The following is a 17,892-nucleotide window of genomic DNA, read 5'->3' as shown; positions in this document are numbered from 1 at the left end:
TTTTATTAGCTCATTACATCGATTGTTTTAATAACTGAGCCAAACGCTGGCCTGCTAATATCATGCGCTGATTAATAACAGGTGCAAATTGTGCTTGATAGTCAGCCGGTAGCGTGACTTTGTTATCACGTGGGCTGCGGCAGCTGCCATCTTGTTTTACACAGTATTTAAAGTCCGCTGAAGTCACGATTTGATAAGATTCGTCTGCCCATTGCCATACGTGCTCTGGACGCCACTGCGTAGTCGTTACTGATTTATTACTACTTAAATGGCTAATCCATTGCTCAAAGCTGCGAGCTTGGCGACTCAGTACGCAGTCATCCCAATACCAGTGCAGTGTTTCACAGCGCACATTACTGCGTTTTGTAATCTTGATTTTGTTACCACCCCAATCATTGGCGTAACTAACGTGCAGCGGCTGATGGATGTCGCCTAGCCAATGGCCTAAGAACATCAATGCTTGCAGTTTTTGCCAAGGATCTTGTGCGGTTGAAACTTGTTGTTGGTGAATGTTAACGGCTTGACCGATGCAGTCCTTTTTACAGGCGTTCGTTGTAATGTTCTGTGCGGTGCGCGGCACGTTCATAAAATGCCATTTTTCGAATTGCTTGTAATCGGCTTGCTTCTTAATGGCATCTGCCCAGACACAGCTTTTGGCGAACGTGATAGCAGCATCGTCATCTTGATTCATATAGCGATTGAGTTTGATGCGGTGCGCTTTAGGCATGGCAGTTAGCAATTGGCTGATTTGCTGTTGTTGGTTTTGTGGTAATTCGTTATAGGCCAAATCACAGACCACCTGATGACCAAGTTGACCTAGTGCAAAGCTGCTTAAGCTAATGAAGCTCAGGAATATGAATATAAGAAGTTTGTTAATTGCGTTCATAATAGTTAATGGCTGTTGTTATTAGCATTGGGAGGAATTTGGCGCACAATGTAGCTTAGCGATCACAATAAAACAACCTCCTGCCAATTTTGCGGATTTTGCATATTCAGTGATATTTAGTTTGTTAGACTCCGCCAACTATAAAATTAATAAAACTGTAATAGTTCATCGGAAAGAGCCATGTTTAAGTCTTTGATTAAACGTTTATTACCTAAAGATAATGTGAGTAAAGGGAGTGCTAGCAATGCGCAAAGCGCCGCGTCGGTGACGTGGGAGCAAAAAATGCGTGGTCTCGATTTAAGTCAATATTTTCAAGATGATTTGTCGACGCCTGAACAACATTATCGCGATGAATTCTATGACGTGCTGTTTGGTAAGGTGCGCCAGAATAATCAACAAGATGAACTGTCATTGCAAATTGCGATTAAAGTCGAGCAAGTTTTAAAAAAGCCTGAGCTAATTCTTGATTCACTGCCAGTATTGCCAGCGTCACTAAGTACTATCGTTGCACATCTAGGTAAGAATGAGTTTAACGCCGACGTGGTGGTTGAACTATTGAAGAATGAGCCGATGATCGCCGCTAAGGTAATTAAATTAGCGAATTCATCCTATTACAATCGTTCAAACAAGGAAGTGACGGATATTAAGTCAGCCTTTATGCAGCTTGGCTCTTATGGTCTATCTAAGGGAGTTATCGATGGCTTTATGAGCCAACTGGTACCGCAAACCGATCTCTATTTTCAGCATTATGGTCAGCAAATTTGGCAACACAGCTTAACCTCTGGCGCTGTGGCGCGAGAGCTGATAAATCACTCTCATTGTAGTGAGCAATCGCAACAAGCTTATTTGATTGGCTTGATTAGTAACTTAGGCGACATTGTGATTTATCAAATGATGGTGGAGGCCTTTAAACATGCCCATCCAGATTGTTTACCTGATTCGCAGTTGTTTAGACAAATCCTCAGTCGTCATTCTAAGCGTATCACCTATGCCATTGCCAAACATTGGCAGCTTCCAGCTAGTATTTTACGCCCGCTAGAGTTGCAAACAAAATTGCGCAGCGCTGATAAGCTTCCTTTGGTAAGTAGCAAATATCCCGTCAGTTGTTTTATCTTTGAAGCGCGAATTATTAGTAAGCTGGCTTTGCGTCTTGAGGCAAAACTGGAAGATGCCGAAGAATTGAAAGCCAAAGCGCTAAGCTTGGTTAATTCGTCACAAGCGAAAGATTACATTCACGAAATGAGCGTTTGAGAGGGGAGTTGCTCAAACAGCGATTTATAATCACGGGAAAAACGACCAAACTCAACAAAACCCCAGTTTAAGGCGATTTGCGCGACAGTTGTTGTGCTCTTATCGGCATTTAGTAGGGCTTTGTGAGCGCCATTTAACCTAATCAAACGCAAGTATTGAACAGGTGTTACGCCGTACTTTTCCTTAAAACCATATTGCAATGACCGTTCACTGAGCTGAGCAATATCACACAATTGCGTGATATCTGGCAGCAAATGGGCATTTTCTCTAAGAAATTCAACGACGCGAGTTACGCCCTGCTGGCGTTTGTTGTGTCGAGTTAACGGTTCCGGAAGTGCGAGCGAGTCATTAACTATATCTATGGTTAATCGCAATAAGTGAGCGCACACCATTCGTTGAATATTATCGTCTGCTAACAAACTTGGCTGTACTAAAAGTTGCTGGGTTACTTCTAACACTTGCCGCGCGTATTGCCATTGTAATTGACTTGATGTTTGGGCCATTCTACTACTAATGACATTGCTATTTGGTTCTCTTCCAGTAAGTGAGTGATAACTTTTTATAAAGTGCTCTCGCAAAAATACAGTGGCAACATAGTCGAGTCGTTGCTGAGAGTGTACTTCCCATGTTCCGCCACTGGCTTGAAGAAATGGGTTGCCTTGCGCTTGCTGGCCACAAAATTGGTAATCACTTGAATGGGGCATAACCACTGCAAAAGGCAAAAAGCAATCTGCTGGTGTCGCTTCGATCCGAGTGCCTAGGTTGAAACTTTCTCGCAGAATTTGCGCTTGGTTGAGGGTGATTTCAGTGGCATTTGCCTTGAACTTACCACGTTGAAATTGGGTGTAATCACGATTTTTGTTGAGGTGGAACCGACCTAATGCCTCGATATTTTCAGTATCGATTTGTCGAATAGCTTGTATTGCGCTGGTGGTCATGAATGTTTTGCAGTCCTTTACTTGGCCGCTAAGTATATTATTTTTAGATTTATTGTATCTAATATTTTCATCAATAATTGTAAATATATGTTATGAAAGGCTAATCTAATGTTGAATCACAAAAAGACGTATAGACGTCTATTTAGTTGTTGACCAACAGCAGCAATGCCTTTAAAGTGCAGCAATTAATTGAGGTGCCTAAGACTCAGCGATACGGTGATTTTAAGTAATGTTGAGGGCTTAGGGTAAACGGGAAGTAAGGTGACATTCCTTCGCTGCCCCCGCAACGGTGATTTATTCAATGTGTTGAATAACAGTCCGATACCGGCCTTAGTCTATCTATCTATACTATTGCGGAGGGCGATAGAAAGAAATATCTGCGCGCTGGGCATTCGCCTTTTATTCGCTGCGCGTATCTTTCTTATGTCCTCTGTGTGCTGTTGAGGGCGTTATGTCGCTAAAATCTATTTCCATAACTAGTTGTGCTATTTTGACTTCCTCTTCGTTATGGGCGCAAGACATTGAGCGTATTGCTATTAGCGGCGAGCGGCTCAAACAAAGTGCTAACTATATCGTATTAAGTCGCGATGACTTTGTGGATAGTGCGCAAAACCTCAATGATATTCTCGATCAAATCAATGGTATTCAAGTTCGGCAAATTAGCGGTATTGGCAATCCAGCAGCCGTATCTATTCGCGGTTCATCCTCCAAGCAAGTGCAATTATATATTGATGGCCAATTGGTGAACGATGGCCAGTTTGGCGGTTTTGATTTAAACCAGCTTCCCGTCGAAAACATCCAATCAATTGAAGTGAGTAAAGAGCAGGCAATTGGCAGTGGGGCAACGCCAATAGGCGGTGTGATCCGCATTAATACTTACAATCCTGAGCGCAAGACATTGCGGTTGAGTGCGGGTATTGGTTCTTTTGGTTATCAGGAGCTGAATGCCCTTAAAAATATTCGCGCTGGTAGTTTTCAAGGGGCGATTGGGCTCAATCACGTCACAAGTGACAATGATTATGATTATTTAGTGCCGCAACCAATTGCTAACCCGACCGAGCCAACGGTTGAGCCACTACGCAATAATGGATTTGAAAAGACGACGTTTTCGGCCAATGCGTTGTGGATTGGCGATTTAAATCAGCTGCGTCTTAACGGTCAATTCAGCAATCAAGATAAAGCATTGCCTCACTATCAAATTAATGTGCCTAACAACAATTCGTCAATCGATTTAGAGCAATCGAGGTTGGCACTTACTTACTTATATAATCCAGTAAATTCGAGGTTGTCGCAACTTGAAGTGGAAGGTTACTTCGATAAACGCGATGAGCATTATATCGATAATGTACCGCAACTCGCGCGTCGCGATGGCTTTTATGACAGCGAGAAAGCCAGTCTGTCAGTCAAACCAACGTGGCAATTAGAGCAGTGGACGTTAACGCCATTTATCGATATTAATCGTCAAGCCTTTGCATCAAAAACACAGGTTAACGGCGAGACCATTAACTGTAATGGCATTAGCGCTTGTGACGTTAAGGCGACAGTTGAGCAATGGCTTGTTGGTGGTCGCGGTGACTGGAAAAGTAACAAGCAGCCGTTGTCAGCTCATGTGTTGATAAGTCAGTTACGTGAAGAGAGTCGTAATAGAGCGCTCAATAGTGATGGCGCAGTTAAACAAAACGATAGTGATTTTGTTTCTGGTGAGCTTGCAGTGCAGTATAGCTGGCGCAGTATCGATTGGGGCGCATCACTTAGTCGCGGTGTCCGTATGCCGACAATGTTTGAGCGTTTTGGTGACCGCGGATTATTTAAAGGAAATGACAGCCTTAAGCCTGAGCAATCTAATGCAGTTTCTCTGAGCGCTAATTATCAGGCGGCGCGTTTTTCTGTGAACTCCGCTGTGTATTTAAAGCAGGTATCAGACGCCATAGTCGCGACCTTTAATTCATCGGGTATTGGTAGTTATGGCAACGTTAATGACGCTGATATTTCAGGATTTGAATTACAAGCGGACTATCAAATTTCCGATGCGATTACGTTACAAGGGCAGGCTAATTTTATCGACAGCAACAGCGTGTCTGAGTTTGTCGCTTTCAATAACAAAAAGCTGCCGGGCATTTATCATCGCGAATACAGCGTCAAATTAAGCGCGGATTTAACGCAGCATTGGTCACTTGATGCGTCGAGCCAATATAGCGAAGGACTGTATTTTAATTTAGCCAACAAGGTTGAGCAGCAAGCACAGGGTAATGGCAATCCGAGTGATCGCTGGCTTAGTGACGTTAACCTGCGTTGGCAGCAACAATCATTTTCCGTGAATATCGGGGTTAATAACCTGTTTGATGAAACCTATCGCGATCTCGCAAACCGTCCTGCACAGGGGCGCAATCTATTTATTAAGTTTTCTTTTGAGGAGTAATTACCATGAGTTATTTTAAATCGGGTGCTAGCGCTAAGCGCACTGCGTTATCGTTAGCCCTTGCGGCCAGTGTTAGTTTATTAGCGGGTTGTGGCGGCAGTAGCGATACTAAAAAAGATATCGTGCCTGTTGTACCAAAGAAAGCCGTAGTACAAACAATTGCGCCTGATTACTCTAGCTCAGAAGTGGCTTATTTAGATCTCAACGATCAATCAGTTGCGGGCGATTACTACGTAAAGGATAAATCAGATTACACCTTAACAAGCTACGGTAAAGACGTGTACCACATTGGCCGTTTCTTTATTGATACCGTTGAAAAGTACAACAGCGATGCACCAGATGCGCAGATTTACTCATACGGCACCAAGGATGAGGGCGAAACTGCATCATCAAACCCGTACAATTTAGTATTTGCTAATGCCAATAAAGCGTATTTGATCCGCTACGGCTCATCAAAGGTATGGATCGTTAATCCAAACGCAACTGAAGCAGCTGACTTTAAAATTGGCGAATTGGATCTTGGTTCATACATTCCAGAAAATAACAGCACAACGCCTTCGCCATCTGCAGGTGTTGTCGTTGACGGTAAACTCTACATTACAATGCAGCGTTTATCTGACGCTTGGGCACCAAACACTGCTTATGTTGCGGTATTTGATGTAGCGACTGACACAGAAATTGAAACAAATCACACTGCTGATGATGGCGTTAAAGGCATTAAGTTAACTGGCCAAAACCCGCTTGAACACAACCTTAAAGCGGCCTTTGGTGATGTTTATGTCACATCGCGTAGCGTTTTCGGCAATACCGATTTAAGTTTGAGTATGATTGAGAAGATTGAAACGTCAGATTACTCAACGTCAACAGTATTAAGTGCGGCAGACATTGCTGATAACACCGATGCCTTTATTACGACTAGTGAAATTGTTTCAACCAGCAAGGGCTATTTTGTGGCGAGTAAAGCTGGTTTTAACGATGATGGAAAATGGGTAACAACCTCTGCTTTATACGAGTTCAACCCATCAACTGGTGCGATTGTCGCGAGCAATATTGCTGAGACTGGTAGCGAAGAAATTTCGTTTATTAGCGTTGATGATTCTAACTTCTTATGGGTAAGTACTATTAACCCATCAACGCCGGGTATTGATGTAATCAACACGGCGACTAACCAAAAAGAAGGCGACCGTCTACTGACTGAGCTTAATCCAGGTGTTATTCGCTTTTTAGACTAGTTGAAACTGTCGATGGGCAAGCCCGCTTGTAAACAAGCGGGCTTTTTGTTGCTTGTAAGAAAACTATTCTTTGAAGTAACCCGTTGTGATGAGTATCTAATTTACCTAGTTTGCTCGTTGTTTAGTCGTTTTTAGTATTGAATTATTCGAACGCCAAAATAGTAGAACTGATTAAAGGTAATTAGCTTAATTGTAGTAATAGATTTTGTAGGTAGAGTTTAATATCAAGCGTTTCTCTAGTGTAAATAGATAAGAGATATTGTTTATTGGACATTGAATTAAAGATAAAACAATGAGATAGTTTTTCCTGTCTGCTTGTAGCTTTTTCCTGCACTATGAAGTAATCAAACTAATATTGAATAAAGAATTCACATTCCTAAATGGGTTTTGCTGGTTAGAGGTTTAGAACTGAAAATGTTAGGTTTTTTTCTCTTTTTTTCTATGTTCTTCTTTTCCATAAGAGGCTATTTTTTGGCGAATAAGCTAAAAATAGAAATTGACTCTCAATTGCCAACAATAGATTTGTATTATTTGATAAATAATGAGTCCTTATCGTTCTGTAGAGTGAAAACGCAATTGCCTTTACAGAACGAGCGTCAGAAAAATTATTATTCTTCTTGTATTAGAAACACTCGAATGATGGTTTTGATTGTATTTTCGGGTGTTATATTAGGGTTCTTAGGTGTTTTAGAATAAAAATAAAGAATTGGTTGTATTCTTTTCATTCATAATCTATTCGTTGCTGTGTAACTAGTAGATGTGTGCGGCATTGTTTCTTAGTCGACGACGACCTTGATACCAAGCGCAACTATGAACATAAACAGCACTCGTTGAGTGAGTGCAATAAATTTCTCTTACTTCTTTTGCCACCTAAATCATTATATACGAATGAGATTTTCGTACTCGTCTAGCTCTCTATTTTTATTTAATCCATTGAAATATTCTTATTTTCAGGGGAATGCTAGCTAAAGCTAGCACAAGTATATATGGCATGAAAAAACGTATTGTCAAAACACGAACGTTCGTGCTATTTTTGTTGCGCAGTTAAATGACGACGATGAAATAACATGGTTGATAAAGGCAAAAAAACAAAGCAACAGATTTTAGAAACAGCGCTGCTGATGGCGACTGAGACTAGTCTCAATGATCTGACAATTGGTGGGCTTGCTGTGGCGACGGGGATGTCTAAGTCTGGACTCTTTGCGCATTTTAAATCGAAAGAGAATTTGCAGTTGGAAGTGTTGCGTCATGCGCATGGTTTGTTTCGAAAAACTATTATTGAGCCGACGATGACGATTGAAGATCCGCTAACACGGCTAATGAGCATGTGTGATTGTTGGCTTGATTGGTATGAGCGTCAGGCTAAGACCTGCATCTTTATTTCTGCGGCGGTAGAGTTTGACGATCAAGAGGGGGCAGTTCACGACAAAATTTGTCGTGATTTGGCACTTTGGCTCGATCATCTCAATTACACCGTTGAACAAGTGATTGCGGCTAAGCAGTTTAAAGAAGGCACTGATTCACAGCAATTTGTTTATGAGTTGTATTCATTGTATTTGGGGACGCAAAGCATGGTGTGGGTTGGCGTAGAAGACAATCAGCACAGCAGGTTTAAACGGGCACTTAGCGATCTTATTGCTCGCTATCGGAGTTAATAGAGGAGTTAGCATATGAGTAGTAAAATTTATTTTTCAGACAGTAAAAAACGCTCGATGGGTTTTCATGTAATTCGCGCTATTTCTAGTGTTTTAAACAAGGCTGCCCCGAAATTTGCGTTAAAACAGGCGGAGAAGATTCTGTTAACGCCTGCAAAAGGCCGTAAACAAGCGGCGATGCCTGAAGGGATGAAAGTAGAACAAGTCAGTGGCGTCGCTGGTCAACTGCAGCAATATAGTCTTGGTCAAGGTGATATTGTGATTTTAACCCATGGCTGGTCAGGGAGTGCGAGTCAGTTTTTCCCGCTAATGGAAAAGATTGCGCAAGCGGGTTATCAAGCCATCGCCTTTGATCATTATGGACACGGAAAAAGTAGCGGTAAGATTGCAAACTTACCATTGTTTATTAAAGGCGTGCGAGATGTTGTCGCGCTGCACGGCAAAGAAAATATCCGCTGTATCGTTAGTCATTCAATGGGCACCGTATCGGCGTTAAATCTACCAAAAGACATTCCACAAGTATTAATCGCCCCTATCTTTGGGTTCTATGATTCATTGCGTAAAAGTGTGTTTGACAGCGGTATTTCACCTAAATTGTTTGAACGCCTGCTCGCACATATTGAAGGGAGTCACCAAATCATGTTCAAGGATGCGGTGTCTGAACAGCACATAGGTTTGGTTGAGCAACCGCTACACATTATTCATGATGAAGAGGATCGATTTGCTCCTTTTGCTGGCAGTGCATCGATGAATAAGCAGCACGAGCACATCAGACTTTATCCTACGCAAGGTCATGGTCACGGACGCGTAATTAATAGCGAGCAAACGTGGCAAGTGGTGGAAGCTTTATTAAAAGAAAGTGCCTAGCTAGATATAAAAAACGCTGCTAGGTGATAGTGCTAGCAGCGTAAAGATTATTTAACCTAAGCTTGGTTAAATAACAGAGAGATAAGCATATTTTAACCCAAGCGACTTCAAGGCGCTGGTCTCGGAGCTTGGGGACAATTAACGCTGGCGCGCTTTTAGTCGTGGATTTTCTTTACAAATAACATAAAGCTTGCCGCGACGTTTAACGATTTGACACTTCGGGTGACGGCTTTTGGCCGACTTTAGTGATGACAATACTTTCATTGTTCAACCTATTTTCCTTTCTTAGAGAACATTTTGCCAAAGCGTAGGCTAAAGCTTGCAGCTCGACCTTCGGTATTGGTTTGTTTTTGCTGACCTGTATAGAACGGATGCGATTCGCTTGATACGTCTAAGGTGACATACGGATAAGTATTGCCATCTTCTTCCCAAACTTTTTCTTTATCAGTTTTAATAGTCGAACCTACTAAGAAGTAAGCATCAACAGATACATCGTGAAATAACACCTTGCGATATTCTGGGTGGATATTGGGTCTCATAATTTACCTACAATAATTCAAACATAACTCGAAATTTTCGTTATGTTATAATGTAACTAAATTGTGGTCAATAACTAAATGATATTAATTATCATTTGTAAATTTTAAATGTTCCCTCAGCTCGTGTATGAGTTTTTGGTCGGCCAATAAATTATGCATGGGTTCGAATAGCGGCTTTGGTAGTTGTGATAATTCAAACCATTGCCAGCCTTTGCACTTGTTTGGCTCCATAATTTGCGGGTGATTGTTATCACTTTTCGCTATCACATAAAGGGTGATGTAGTGTTTATTTTCGTCACTGAAAATATCATTGGTAAAGCCGAGTTGTTCAATGCTGTGAATGTTAAGGCCCGTTTCCTCAAACACTTCTCGCTTAGCACATTGCTCGACTGACTCGAAAAACTCGAGGTGGCCACCGGGCGTTGCCCAAGTGTTGGCACCGTGGGAACCAATGCGCTCGCCGAGTAAGATTTTTCCCTGATGAATAATGATGGCGGCAACGCCGACACGAACATTAGCAGTCATGTAATTTGTCCTTAAAAGACGATTGTAGTGATTGATATTGAGCGATGATATCGCTATAACGCCTATCGGTTGGCGCAGCATTTAGTTGAGTGCGTTGGAGGTGCGCCAATACCTTGGTGAGATAGGCTTGGTTGATGTGTTGTTGTATTTCACATTCGCTATGCCACATCTCATCACCAATGACTGAGATAGGCCCAATGTCTCGTGATGAAAAAGTAGATTGAAGTGAATTAGTCACCAAGATTACTTCGTAGAAACGCTTATTTTCAGTAATTACTTGCTCAGATTTTAACGACAAACCAAGTTTGCTAAGGGTTTGCCGTAAAAGGTGACAATCGTTAACAGGGCATAGTAGTAAATCTAATTTCTGCTGCGTATTATTTTGCATTATATTAGTGACGAACTCGGCCGTTAACACACCACCAACCCCTGCGATGACAACGAGTTGTTGCTCTTCACATTTTTCTAAAATCAGCTGATTGAGATCCTGACAGTGCACTTGCCAGTTAAACTGCTGCTGCGGATAAAAGCGAGTTAGCTTGCTTTCAATACTAGTCATTAGCTGCGGCACAATATCGACAAAGTGGATTTTTGGAGCAACCTCGTAGTCACTAAATTTAGTCAATAAACTCATGCCAAGATGGCCGTGATCGCAGCAGCAATCCCAAATAGCGTTGTATTGGTTTTTGGCTAGTGATTCGAGGGTTTGAAGTCGATGGCTAAGTTTGAACACAACGGCGGTATTTGCGAATGAAGATGGCCGCCATTGTACGTGGTGATGGTGGAGAAGTTAAATTGAATTTGTGACCGATGAAGGTGAAAGGCGCTGTAATTTGGTAGATAGAATTTCTGGATGCTTTTCAATTAAGGCGTTAATTTGTTGCTTAATAACCGATACTTTTAATTCTTTAATAATACATCCTGCAACCATAGCTAATGACCAACCAACGCATAACATCGCAAATGGAAAGTTATTTTGCGTCATGAAATTTCCGCTTATGAAGGACATTATGATGATTGCGATAAAATCACCAAATTGATTATAGGAATAGGTTAAGCGATTGCTTGCTAAGTCCTTTCTTATGACTAGTTTAGAAATAAATAGAGAGAACTTTACCTCAACAGTATTGTTTTTAAGTTGCGTGTTCTCACCTTGTTGTTCGAGATGGTCAGCGATTGCTTTCATCATTAATGCTCCTTGCGAAATTAAAGCTTCTTGAAAAAGTAAGCATAGAGTATTTATGATAATTTTCAAGTTGTTACCTAGCTTTTTCTATAAACTCACACACCTCTTTCATCGGCGTGAGTACCCGTGTTGTTGGGCGGTGAAGCACCTTAGCATCAGGATGATAGATGTGGTCATTCTTTACAGCGGGTAATAATTGCCAATGTTGCCAGTCGTAGAGCTCATGGCCGCGGGTGTTTTTATCTTCTGGTACTAAAATAACCTCTGCACCTGTCAGTAACACGTTCTCAGTACTGACCTTCGGATACGGGCTATCAGCGTTCTTAAACACGTTAATACCGCCACAACGTGAAATAAATTGGCTGATCCAGCTATCGCCGCTAATGGTCATCAGTGGTTTTGACCACAATTGATAAAACACTTTAACGGGCTTGCGCCATTGGTATTGGGCGGTGATTTTTGCTAAATCTTGCTCGAACCTGTTGGCGACTTGCTCCGCCTGAGTTTGATTGCCTGTGGCTTTACCTAGGCTGCGAATATCACTAGCGATTTCATCTAGCGTTGTGGGATCGGACGCTAATACCTTAAAGCCAAGTTTTTTAATTTGCTCGATTTGATTAAATTTATTGCCGCTCGGCCAAGTCACTACCAGATCGGGCTTTAAGCTAATGAGCTTTTCTAAGGTAATGCCGCGATAATCACCAATCACTTCAATTGCTTTGGCGGCTTCTGGGTAGTCGGCATGGGAAATAGTGGCTACGATTTTATCACCAGCGCCAATCGCATAAAGCATTTCAACGGCGTGCGGCGATAAGGCAATAATGCGCTGTGGATAGTTATCGTTAGCTACTGCCCAGCTTGTGGTCCCGGCAAATAAGCTGGCGATAAGCCATAGTTGTTTTAATCTAGTAATCAAAACCAATCCTCGCTTTAACGCCGTTATCAAAAGCGTGTCTTGTAGGTTTTACTTCACTGATTGTGTCTGCAATGTCAAGCAGTGCTCTGTGACAAGCGCGGCCTGTGATAATGACGTGTTGCATCGGTGGACGATTTTTAATGGCTGCTACCACTTCTTCAACATCAATATAGTGATAGCTCACCATATAGGTTAGCTCGTCGAGTAATACTAAATCTAACGATTCGTCGGCGAGCATAGCTTTAGCATCTTGCCATGCTGCTTGTGCCGCTTGGGTATCGAGTTCGCGATCTTGGGTATTCCAAGTAAAGCCTGTGCCCATGACACAAAATTTAACGCCGAGTTTTTCTAATACATTGCGTTCACCACAAGGCCATTGACCTTTAATGAACTGGACTACAGCGGCTTTTTGACCGTGGCCAACGTTGCGTAAAACTGTGCCGAAACCAGCGGTACTTTTGCCTTTACCGTTACCGGTAATGACCATAAATACTCCTTGCTCTTTGGTGGCTTTGGCCACTTTAGCGTCAATGCTTTCTTTGAGTTTTTGTTGGCGCTGTTGGTGTTTTTCTTTTTTAATCTGTTCTTTATCACTCATGTGATTTTCCTCTAACTGTAATACGCCAAAAGCGTTAAATAGATAACCAATTCGCTGATTTGTTGTGCTTGTCCAAGTAGATCGCCGGTATAACCGCCTAATTGTTTGTTGTACCAAAGCACAATAAGTTGGCGACAAAGGATTAAGGTCGCTACTAACATCAGGGAAAGCTGCCATGGCAGCAGGGCTAGTGGCAAAAGTCCACTTAACAATAACACGATGATTTCGGTGGCACTTTGTGACTCGGTCATCGGTTTTACTTTGCTTGAATCTATATCACGGACATAGGTTTGATCAAAGATCAGGCTCACCGCGGTGACTCGGCTTAAACAATGACCCACCAGTAAAGCGACGATAATTAAATTGAGGTTGAGCCAATCTAGGTTGTATTGGGTTAGGCTGACCAATAATTGAAACTTGAGTAATACCGCTAAGATAAGTGCCAGTGCGCCATACGTACCCAAGCGGGAGTCTTTCATAATAGTGAGCTTTTGCTCAAGGCTCCAGCCACCGCCAAAACCGTCCCACGTATCAGCAAGGCCATCTTCGTGAAAACCGCCTGTGACTAATACGCTGGCGATCATCGATAAGATCACGCTAATCGCTAATGGCCATAATTGGCTGGTGAGATACCATGTCAGCGCTGCAATCGCGCCAACTAATAACCCTACCAGCCCGTAATAACGACTGGCTTGATTGAGCCATGCTTGCTGAAAATTAGGAATTTCTTTAACCGGAATACGGGTAAAAAATCCCAAAGCGATGCACCATAAACGCCATTGGTGTTTAATCGGATTCGTCGATTGCTGCTCGGCACTCATAGCGGTTATTATTCCGGTTGAACGACGCTAATACTGGCTTGTTCGAAACTGGCCATATGGTTGTAAAATGCCAATGCACTGCGCAAAATTGGCAGTGCCAATGGGCAGCCGCTGCCTTCACCGAGGCGCAAGTTAAGATCTAACACAGGCTCGGCATCGAGCTCTTTGAGCATTAAGGTGTGGCCAAGTTCATAAGAGCAGTGGCTAAAGATCATGTAATCCCGCACATGCTCAGACATTTGACTGGCAACCAATGCTGCAGCAGTAGAAATAAAGCCGTCGACAATAATGACCTTGCCCGCTTCCGCAATGGCTAACATTGCTCCTACCATTTGCGCGATTTCAAAACCACCAACCTGTGTTAGCACTGAAAAGGCATCGTCTAAATTATTGCGATGAAGGCTGGCGGCTTTCATGATAATTTGTTTTTTAAGGGCGATGGTTTGCTTGTCGACACCGGTGCCTTGACCGACGCAATAGTCGATTTCTTGCTTGGTAATAAAATGCATAATCGCCGCCGCGGAGGTGGTGTTGCCAATGCCCATTTCACCAATTCCAATGACGTTGGCACCTGTTGCTAGCGCTTTTACTGCCGCTTGTTTACCAAAATCGATAGCTTGCTGTGCTTGATCATCTGTCATCGCGGGCGCGGTATTAAAGGCTTTGGTCGTGCTATCGATACGTTGTTTGATAAGCATTGGGTGATCAGGTTGCTCGACAACTGTGCCGCAATCGACCACGAACAATTGCATATCGTTTTGGCTACAAAACGCATTAATAGCCGCGCCGCCATGACAAAAGTTAGCCACCATTTGTCCCGTCACTTCGGGGCCAGCAATGGAAATACCTAATTTACTTACGCCGTGATCGCCTGCAAATACCAATTGTGTTGGTTTTTCAATTTGCGGGTTGTCCGCGTCAAGTATAAGTGCCAGTTGTATTGCAAGTGATTCAAGCTGCCCTAAAGAGCCTAAGGGCTTGGTTTTATTGTTAATACGCGCCTCGATAAGCGGTTGTTTTGCTTTGTTGAGCGGGGCGATAAAGTCCATAGCTGTTCTCACTGGTTTTTTAATTAGTATTGACGGCGTTGTTTAAGAATAAACAGAAAAAAGATACTACCGATGGCGCTGGTAATAATTCCCAATGGCACTTCTTGATTGGGAATCAGCGTACGTGCTGCCAAGTCCACCAAAATCATAAAGGTTGCGCCGAGTAAGGCAATAATAAAGTAATTGTTTAACATGCGTTGGCCCAAGGTTAGGCGCACGACATGAGGGATCAGTAATCCAACAAAAGCAATGCCACCGGCATTGGCGACGATAACCGCACAGATAAGCGAACTTAGCACTAGCATTAATAATCGGACTTTCGATACGGAAACGCCCAAGGTTGTGGCATTTTCATCACCGCCAGAGATGGCAAGTACTTGGCGAGAATAGGCGAAAAATACAATGATGCTGAGGCTAATAACTAGCGTTGGCCACAATAATTGATCCCATTGTGCTTGGGAAAAACTGCCAAGTGTCCAAAATAAAATGGAGGCGGCGGCCTGCGGATCGCTTTGATATAAAATAGCGCTGGTGGCGGCACTAAACATAAATGAGCTGGCTACACCGGCAAGTAGCATACGCTCGATTTGCTGATAACTGCTGCGTCCTGCAATAAATAACACCATGGCCACCGACAGTAAACCACCGACAAAGGCGCCAATTGGTAACCATAAAATGGCGAGATTGGTTAGGGTGGTTAACACGATAACGGCACCGAAGGACGCGCCCGCTGAAATACCAAATAAAAATGGATCCGCCAGCGGATTGCGGGTTACTTGTTGTAAAGTGGCACCTGCAATGGCAAGTCCAGCACCTGATAACAGCGCCAATAAAATACGTGGTAATCGCAGCTCGGTAACGATTTGCGTAATAATTGGGTCAATTGGACCGTTGGCCAATGCAGGAATCAGTGAGCCGATTACATCGTGAAAGTCAATGGCGATCGCCCCTTGGCTTAAGGCTGCGACAATCGATAATGCGCAGCTGATAAACAGCAACATAGTGATGGAGAGCGTTTTAGTCATTACTTGCGCTCCCTCTTTTTTCATTCACTTTCTTTTCACCAGCTTTTCTTTCACTAACTTTCTGTTCACTAAAAAGCAGATGAGGGCGCTGGTGGCGAGGGTGAGAAATAACATCGACTTCCACTTGATAAACATCGCTGATTATCTGCGGTGTTAACACGACTTCGGGTGTACCTTTAGCGATAATTTTGCCATTGTCGATCAAAATGATTTCATCGCAGTGGGCGCTTGCCATGTTGAGATCGTGCAGTGAAACCAAAACTGTGCAGCCAAGTTGTTTTACTCGTTTGAGTAAATCGATTTGATAGTGAATATCCAGATGATTAGTGGGCTCGTCCATCACCAATAAACGGTTGTGCAAGTCACCTTGATAATCGAGTTGCACCATGGCTCTGGCAATAAGCACACGCTGTTGCTCGCCGCCCGATAGGGTGTCGAAATTATTGGTTGTTAAATGCTGTAAATCGAGCTGCTCGATTGCCAAATTGATTTGCTGTTTGTCTTGTGCGCTGGTTTGTTCAAACAATTTTTTGTGAGGAATTAACCCCATCGCAATAACATCGCGTACTTGATAGGGCAATGGGGTGTTTGATTGACTCACTACCGCAATTTGCTTGGCAACGTCGATGGATGATTGTCGCCAAATATCCTCACCATTAATATGAACTTGTCCGGATGTGGGCTTTAATACCCGATAAATACTGCGTAAAAGACTCGTTTTGCCGCTGCCATTAACACCAATAACACCAACAAAGTTACCCTTGTCGATAGTTAAACTTACTTTATCGAGAATGGTTTTGTGGTCGATGTGCCAGCACAGCTGCTTGATGTCGATAATGGATGGCATGTAAAAATAGCGCGCAAGCAATAGCTGCTCAATGTTAATTGGCAGGGGATCGCTTACCCAAGTACTCCGCTTGTTTAAGATTCAATTTGGATTGTGTATGGCGCATTAGTATCTGGCTTAGTTAGCTTTACTAACTTCACAGTTGCGGGTACAGCTGAAGATTTTCACTTCATTCCCAATGACATACCAATTGTATTAACTCTTTAATCATTTTTCACGGACTAAATGGATGATAACTGCGTTATTTATTTCATTAATAGAAGAACTATTTATCAAAATAAATGCCTTGTTCTAATCCATTTATCCACGTTACAAAATTGATCACTTAATTAACACAATTGGTATTGTGCCGTCATTATCGGTGTTTTTGACGCTGATGCAAAGGGCAATTAAGGCCACAAAAGCATAGGGTAGACATTTTTATCCTCATCGACGGTAATTTGAATCTCTACTACCGCCGCATAATCGATTTTTAGCGCCGTAATATGGCTATTATTAGTTGGCCCCAAATTAAGCACTTTAGCAATGAGGTACCGAATAACGCCGCCGTGGCATACCACTAAAGAATTGTGCTGTTGATTGATTAGCTGTTGCCATGCGTTGTCGATGCGGTGTTGAAAAGCGTCGAGCTGCTCGCCATTGGGAATAGTCACTTCCCATGGTGTGCGCCAAAACTTATCCATCAACTCTGGCTGCTGACGATAAAGCTCGCCAAAAGGTTGTCCATCCCAATCGCCAAAATCTATTTCTGCAAATTCGGGATTAATAGTGAAGGGTAAATCACATTGCAGAGCATATTCCTGCGCCACCTTGGCGCAGCGAATTAATGGCGAGGAAATAACTTGCGAGAGGTTTTCGATATTCGCTAAAGCATCATGCATTTGCTGCTCGCCTAATTCAGACAGAGATACATCGGTTTTACCATTAAGATTATTGGGGGCAGTTGTTTCACCGTGGCGTAATAATGTAATGGTAAATTGATGCATCTATATTCCTACTAGCACTTTTGAAGCAATGATAATTCAATTGGTAATTTTATTACATAAATCACAGCTTTTTGCTGGAATCTTCGTTATAAAGTTACCATAATCATAATTATAAGCTCAGTCAAAAATCGTATCCTTGATATGATTGCAGG

General features: G+C 42.6%; 19 protein-coding genes and 2 riboswitches. Of the genes, 5 read left to right on the top strand and 14 right to left on the bottom strand.

The features are described from left to right. Nucleotides 1-13 precede the first annotated feature (13 nt). Entirely contained in the window at nucleotides 14-886 is an 873-nt protein-coding gene (locus tag MHM98_RS04190) for a S1/P1 nuclease (protein WP_239438001.1), read from the bottom strand. Between the two features lie 180 nt (nucleotides 887-1,066). Here MHM98_RS04190 and MHM98_RS04185 point away from each other — a divergent pair, with 180 nt between their 5' ends. Then, the gene (locus tag MHM98_RS04185; RefSeq protein ID WP_239438000.1) at nucleotides 1,067-2,137 is read left to right on the top strand and encodes an HDOD domain-containing protein; all 1,071 of its coding nucleotides are present in this window, start codon (nucleotides 1,067-1,069) and stop codon (nucleotides 2,135-2,137) included. Here the strand turns inward: MHM98_RS04185 and MHM98_RS04180 are convergent. Next, nucleotides 2,119-3,075: an AraC family transcriptional regulator gene (locus tag MHM98_RS04180; RefSeq protein ID WP_239437999.1), complete on the bottom strand. Its 957-nt coding sequence runs from the start codon at nucleotides 3,073-3,075 to the stop codon at nucleotides 2,119-2,121. The genes MHM98_RS04185 and MHM98_RS04180 overlap by 19 nt on opposite strands. Before the next feature lie 197 nt (nucleotides 3,076-3,272). Next, nucleotides 3,273-3,423, top strand: a riboswitch (cobalamin riboswitch). 103 nt (nucleotides 3,424-3,526) lie between these two features. Between MHM98_RS04180 and MHM98_RS04175 the strand changes: the two genes are divergently transcribed. The 4 genes from MHM98_RS04175 to MHM98_RS04160 all read left to right on the top strand — a co-directional run bounded on the left by MHM98_RS04175 (nucleotide 3,527) and on the right by MHM98_RS04160 (nucleotide 9,248). Next, nucleotides 3,527-5,494, top strand: coding sequence for a TonB-dependent receptor (locus MHM98_RS04175; protein WP_239437998.1), 1,968 nt, complete (start codon nucleotides 3,527-3,529; stop codon nucleotides 5,492-5,494). A gap of 5 nt (nucleotides 5,495-5,499) precedes the next feature. After that, a complete protein-coding gene (locus MHM98_RS04170) occupies nucleotides 5,500-6,726 on the top strand; it encodes a cadherin repeat domain-containing protein (protein WP_239437997.1) in 1,227 nt (408 codons plus the stop codon). Nucleotides 6,727-7,793: 1,067 nt separating this feature from the next. Further along, nucleotides 7,794-8,381, top strand: coding sequence for a TetR/AcrR family transcriptional regulator (locus MHM98_RS04165; protein ID WP_239437996.1), 588 nt, complete (start codon nucleotides 7,794-7,796; stop codon nucleotides 8,379-8,381). Between the two features lie 15 nt (nucleotides 8,382-8,396). After that, nucleotides 8,397-9,248: an alpha/beta fold hydrolase gene (locus tag MHM98_RS04160; RefSeq protein WP_239437995.1), complete on the top strand. Its 852-nt coding sequence runs from the start codon at nucleotides 8,397-8,399 to the stop codon at nucleotides 9,246-9,248. Nucleotides 9,249-9,386: 138 nt separating this feature from the next. Here MHM98_RS04160 and ykgO read toward each other — a convergent pair whose 3' ends face one another. From ykgO to MHM98_RS04100, 12 genes are all read right to left on the bottom strand, one after another. Next, nucleotides 9,387-9,512, bottom strand: a complete 126-nt coding sequence (gene ykgO / locus MHM98_RS04155) for a type B 50S ribosomal protein L36 (RefSeq protein WP_239437994.1) — start codon at nucleotides 9,510-9,512, stop codon at nucleotides 9,387-9,389. Between the two features lie 8 nt (nucleotides 9,513-9,520). Continuing rightward, complete coding sequence (locus MHM98_RS04150; protein WP_239437993.1) at nucleotides 9,521-9,787, bottom strand: type B 50S ribosomal protein L31; 267 nt, start codon at nucleotides 9,785-9,787, stop codon at nucleotides 9,521-9,523. Between the two features lie 84 nt (nucleotides 9,788-9,871). Next, nucleotides 9,872-10,312 carry an NUDIX hydrolase gene (locus MHM98_RS04145; protein ID WP_239437992.1) on the bottom strand — a complete coding sequence of 147 codons (441 nt, stop codon included), beginning with the start codon at nucleotides 10,310-10,312 and terminating at the stop codon, nucleotides 9,872-9,874. Continuing rightward, on the bottom strand, nucleotides 10,302-11,045 hold the full coding sequence (locus MHM98_RS04140) for a tRNA (adenine(22)-N(1))-methyltransferase TrmK (RefSeq protein WP_239437991.1): 744 nt from the start codon (nucleotides 11,043-11,045) through the stop codon (nucleotides 10,302-10,304). Before MHM98_RS04140 ends, MHM98_RS04145 begins: the two co-directional genes overlap by 11 nt. Nucleotides 11,046-11,102: 57 nt before the next feature. Further along, nucleotides 11,103-11,501, bottom strand: a complete 399-nt coding sequence (locus tag MHM98_RS04135) for a hypothetical protein (protein WP_239437990.1) — start codon at nucleotides 11,499-11,501, stop codon at nucleotides 11,103-11,105. 70 nt (nucleotides 11,502-11,571) lie between these two features. Further along, nucleotides 11,572-12,414, bottom strand: a complete 843-nt coding sequence (locus tag MHM98_RS04130) for a cobalamin-binding protein (protein WP_239437989.1) — start codon at nucleotides 12,412-12,414, stop codon at nucleotides 11,572-11,574. After that, a complete protein-coding gene (gene cobO / locus MHM98_RS04125) occupies nucleotides 12,404-13,012 on the bottom strand; it encodes a cob(I)yrinic acid a,c-diamide adenosyltransferase (protein WP_239437988.1) in 609 nt (202 codons plus the stop codon). The genes MHM98_RS04130 and cobO overlap by 11 nt, the downstream gene beginning before the upstream one ends. Nucleotides 13,013-13,023: 11 nt before the next feature. Next, the gene (locus MHM98_RS04120; RefSeq protein WP_239437987.1) at nucleotides 13,024-13,833 is read right to left on the bottom strand and encodes an adenosylcobinamide-GDP ribazoletransferase; all 810 of its coding nucleotides are present in this window, start codon (nucleotides 13,831-13,833) and stop codon (nucleotides 13,024-13,026) included. Between the two features lie 8 nt (nucleotides 13,834-13,841). Next, entirely contained in the window at nucleotides 13,842-14,882 is a 1,041-nt protein-coding gene (gene cobT, locus MHM98_RS04115) for a nicotinate-nucleotide--dimethylbenzimidazole phosphoribosyltransferase (RefSeq protein ID WP_239437986.1), read from the bottom strand. A gap of 23 nt (nucleotides 14,883-14,905) precedes the next feature. After that, nucleotides 14,906-15,907 (bottom strand): iron ABC transporter permease, encoded by a 1,002-nt coding sequence (locus tag MHM98_RS04110; protein WP_239437985.1) that lies wholly within the window; start codon nucleotides 15,905-15,907, stop codon nucleotides 14,906-14,908. Beyond that, complete coding sequence (locus MHM98_RS04105) at nucleotides 15,900-16,754, bottom strand: ABC transporter ATP-binding protein (RefSeq protein ID WP_239437984.1); 855 nt, start codon at nucleotides 16,752-16,754, stop codon at nucleotides 15,900-15,902. Before MHM98_RS04105 ends, MHM98_RS04110 begins: the two co-directional genes overlap by 8 nt. A gap of 85 nt (nucleotides 16,755-16,839) precedes the next feature. After that, nucleotides 16,840-16,969: riboswitch (cobalamin riboswitch) on the bottom strand. Between the two features lie 174 nt (nucleotides 16,970-17,143). Continuing rightward, the gene (locus MHM98_RS04100; protein ID WP_239437983.1) at nucleotides 17,144-17,740 is read right to left on the bottom strand and encodes a histidine phosphatase family protein; all 597 of its coding nucleotides are present in this window, start codon (nucleotides 17,738-17,740) and stop codon (nucleotides 17,144-17,146) included. Nucleotides 17,741-17,892 lie beyond the last annotated feature (152 nt).

This window comes from Psychrobium sp. MM17-31 (assembly GCF_022347785.1).
Lineage (GTDB): Bacteria > Pseudomonadota > Gammaproteobacteria > Enterobacterales > Psychrobiaceae > Psychrobium.
This window is presented reverse-complemented; position numbering and strand designations above follow the sequence as displayed.

Coding starts and splice junctions, on each gene's coding strand:
- MHM98_RS04190 (WP_239438001.1), bottom strand. CDS start 886: ATGAACGCAATTAACAAACTTCTTATATTCATATTCCTGAGCTTCATT.
- MHM98_RS04185 (WP_239438000.1), top strand. CDS start 1,067: ATGTTTAAGTCTTTGATTAAACGTTTATTACCTAAAGATAATGTGAGT.
- MHM98_RS04180 (WP_239437999.1), bottom strand. CDS start 3,075: ATGACCACCAGCGCAATACAAGCTATTCGACAAATCGATACTGAAAAT.
- MHM98_RS04175 (WP_239437998.1), top strand. CDS start 3,527: ATGTCGCTAAAATCTATTTCCATAACTAGTTGTGCTATTTTGACTTCC.
- MHM98_RS04170 (WP_239437997.1), top strand. CDS start 5,500: ATGAGTTATTTTAAATCGGGTGCTAGCGCTAAGCGCACTGCGTTATCG.
- MHM98_RS04165 (WP_239437996.1), top strand. CDS start 7,794: ATGGTTGATAAAGGCAAAAAAACAAAGCAACAGATTTTAGAAACAGCG.
- MHM98_RS04160 (WP_239437995.1), top strand. CDS start 8,397: ATGAGTAGTAAAATTTATTTTTCAGACAGTAAAAAACGCTCGATGGGT.
- ykgO (WP_239437994.1), bottom strand. CDS start 9,512: ATGAAAGTATTGTCATCACTAAAGTCGGCCAAAAGCCGTCACCCGAAG.
- MHM98_RS04150 (WP_239437993.1), bottom strand. CDS start 9,787: ATGAGACCCAATATCCACCCAGAATATCGCAAGGTGTTATTTCACGAT.
- MHM98_RS04145 (WP_239437992.1), bottom strand. CDS start 10,312: ATGACTGCTAATGTTCGTGTCGGCGTTGCCGCCATCATTATTCATCAG.
- MHM98_RS04135 (WP_239437990.1), bottom strand. CDS start 11,501: ATGATGAAAGCAATCGCTGACCATCTCGAACAACAAGGTGAGAACACG.
- cobO (WP_239437988.1), bottom strand. CDS start 13,012: ATGAGTGATAAAGAACAGATTAAAAAAGAAAAACACCAACAGCGCCAA.
- MHM98_RS04120 (WP_239437987.1), bottom strand. CDS start 13,833: ATGAGTGCCGAGCAGCAATCGACGAATCCGATTAAACACCAATGGCGT.
- cobT (WP_239437986.1), bottom strand. CDS start 14,882: ATGGACTTTATCGCCCCGCTCAACAAAGCAAAACAACCGCTTATCGAG.
- MHM98_RS04110 (WP_239437985.1), bottom strand. CDS start 15,907: ATGACTAAAACGCTCTCCATCACTATGTTGCTGTTTATCAGCTGCGCA.
- MHM98_RS04105 (WP_239437984.1), bottom strand. CDS start 16,754: ATGCCATCCATTATCGACATCAAGCAGCTGTGCTGGCACATCGACCAC.
- MHM98_RS04100 (WP_239437983.1), bottom strand. CDS start 17,740: ATGCATCAATTTACCATTACATTATTACGCCACGGTGAAACAACTGCC.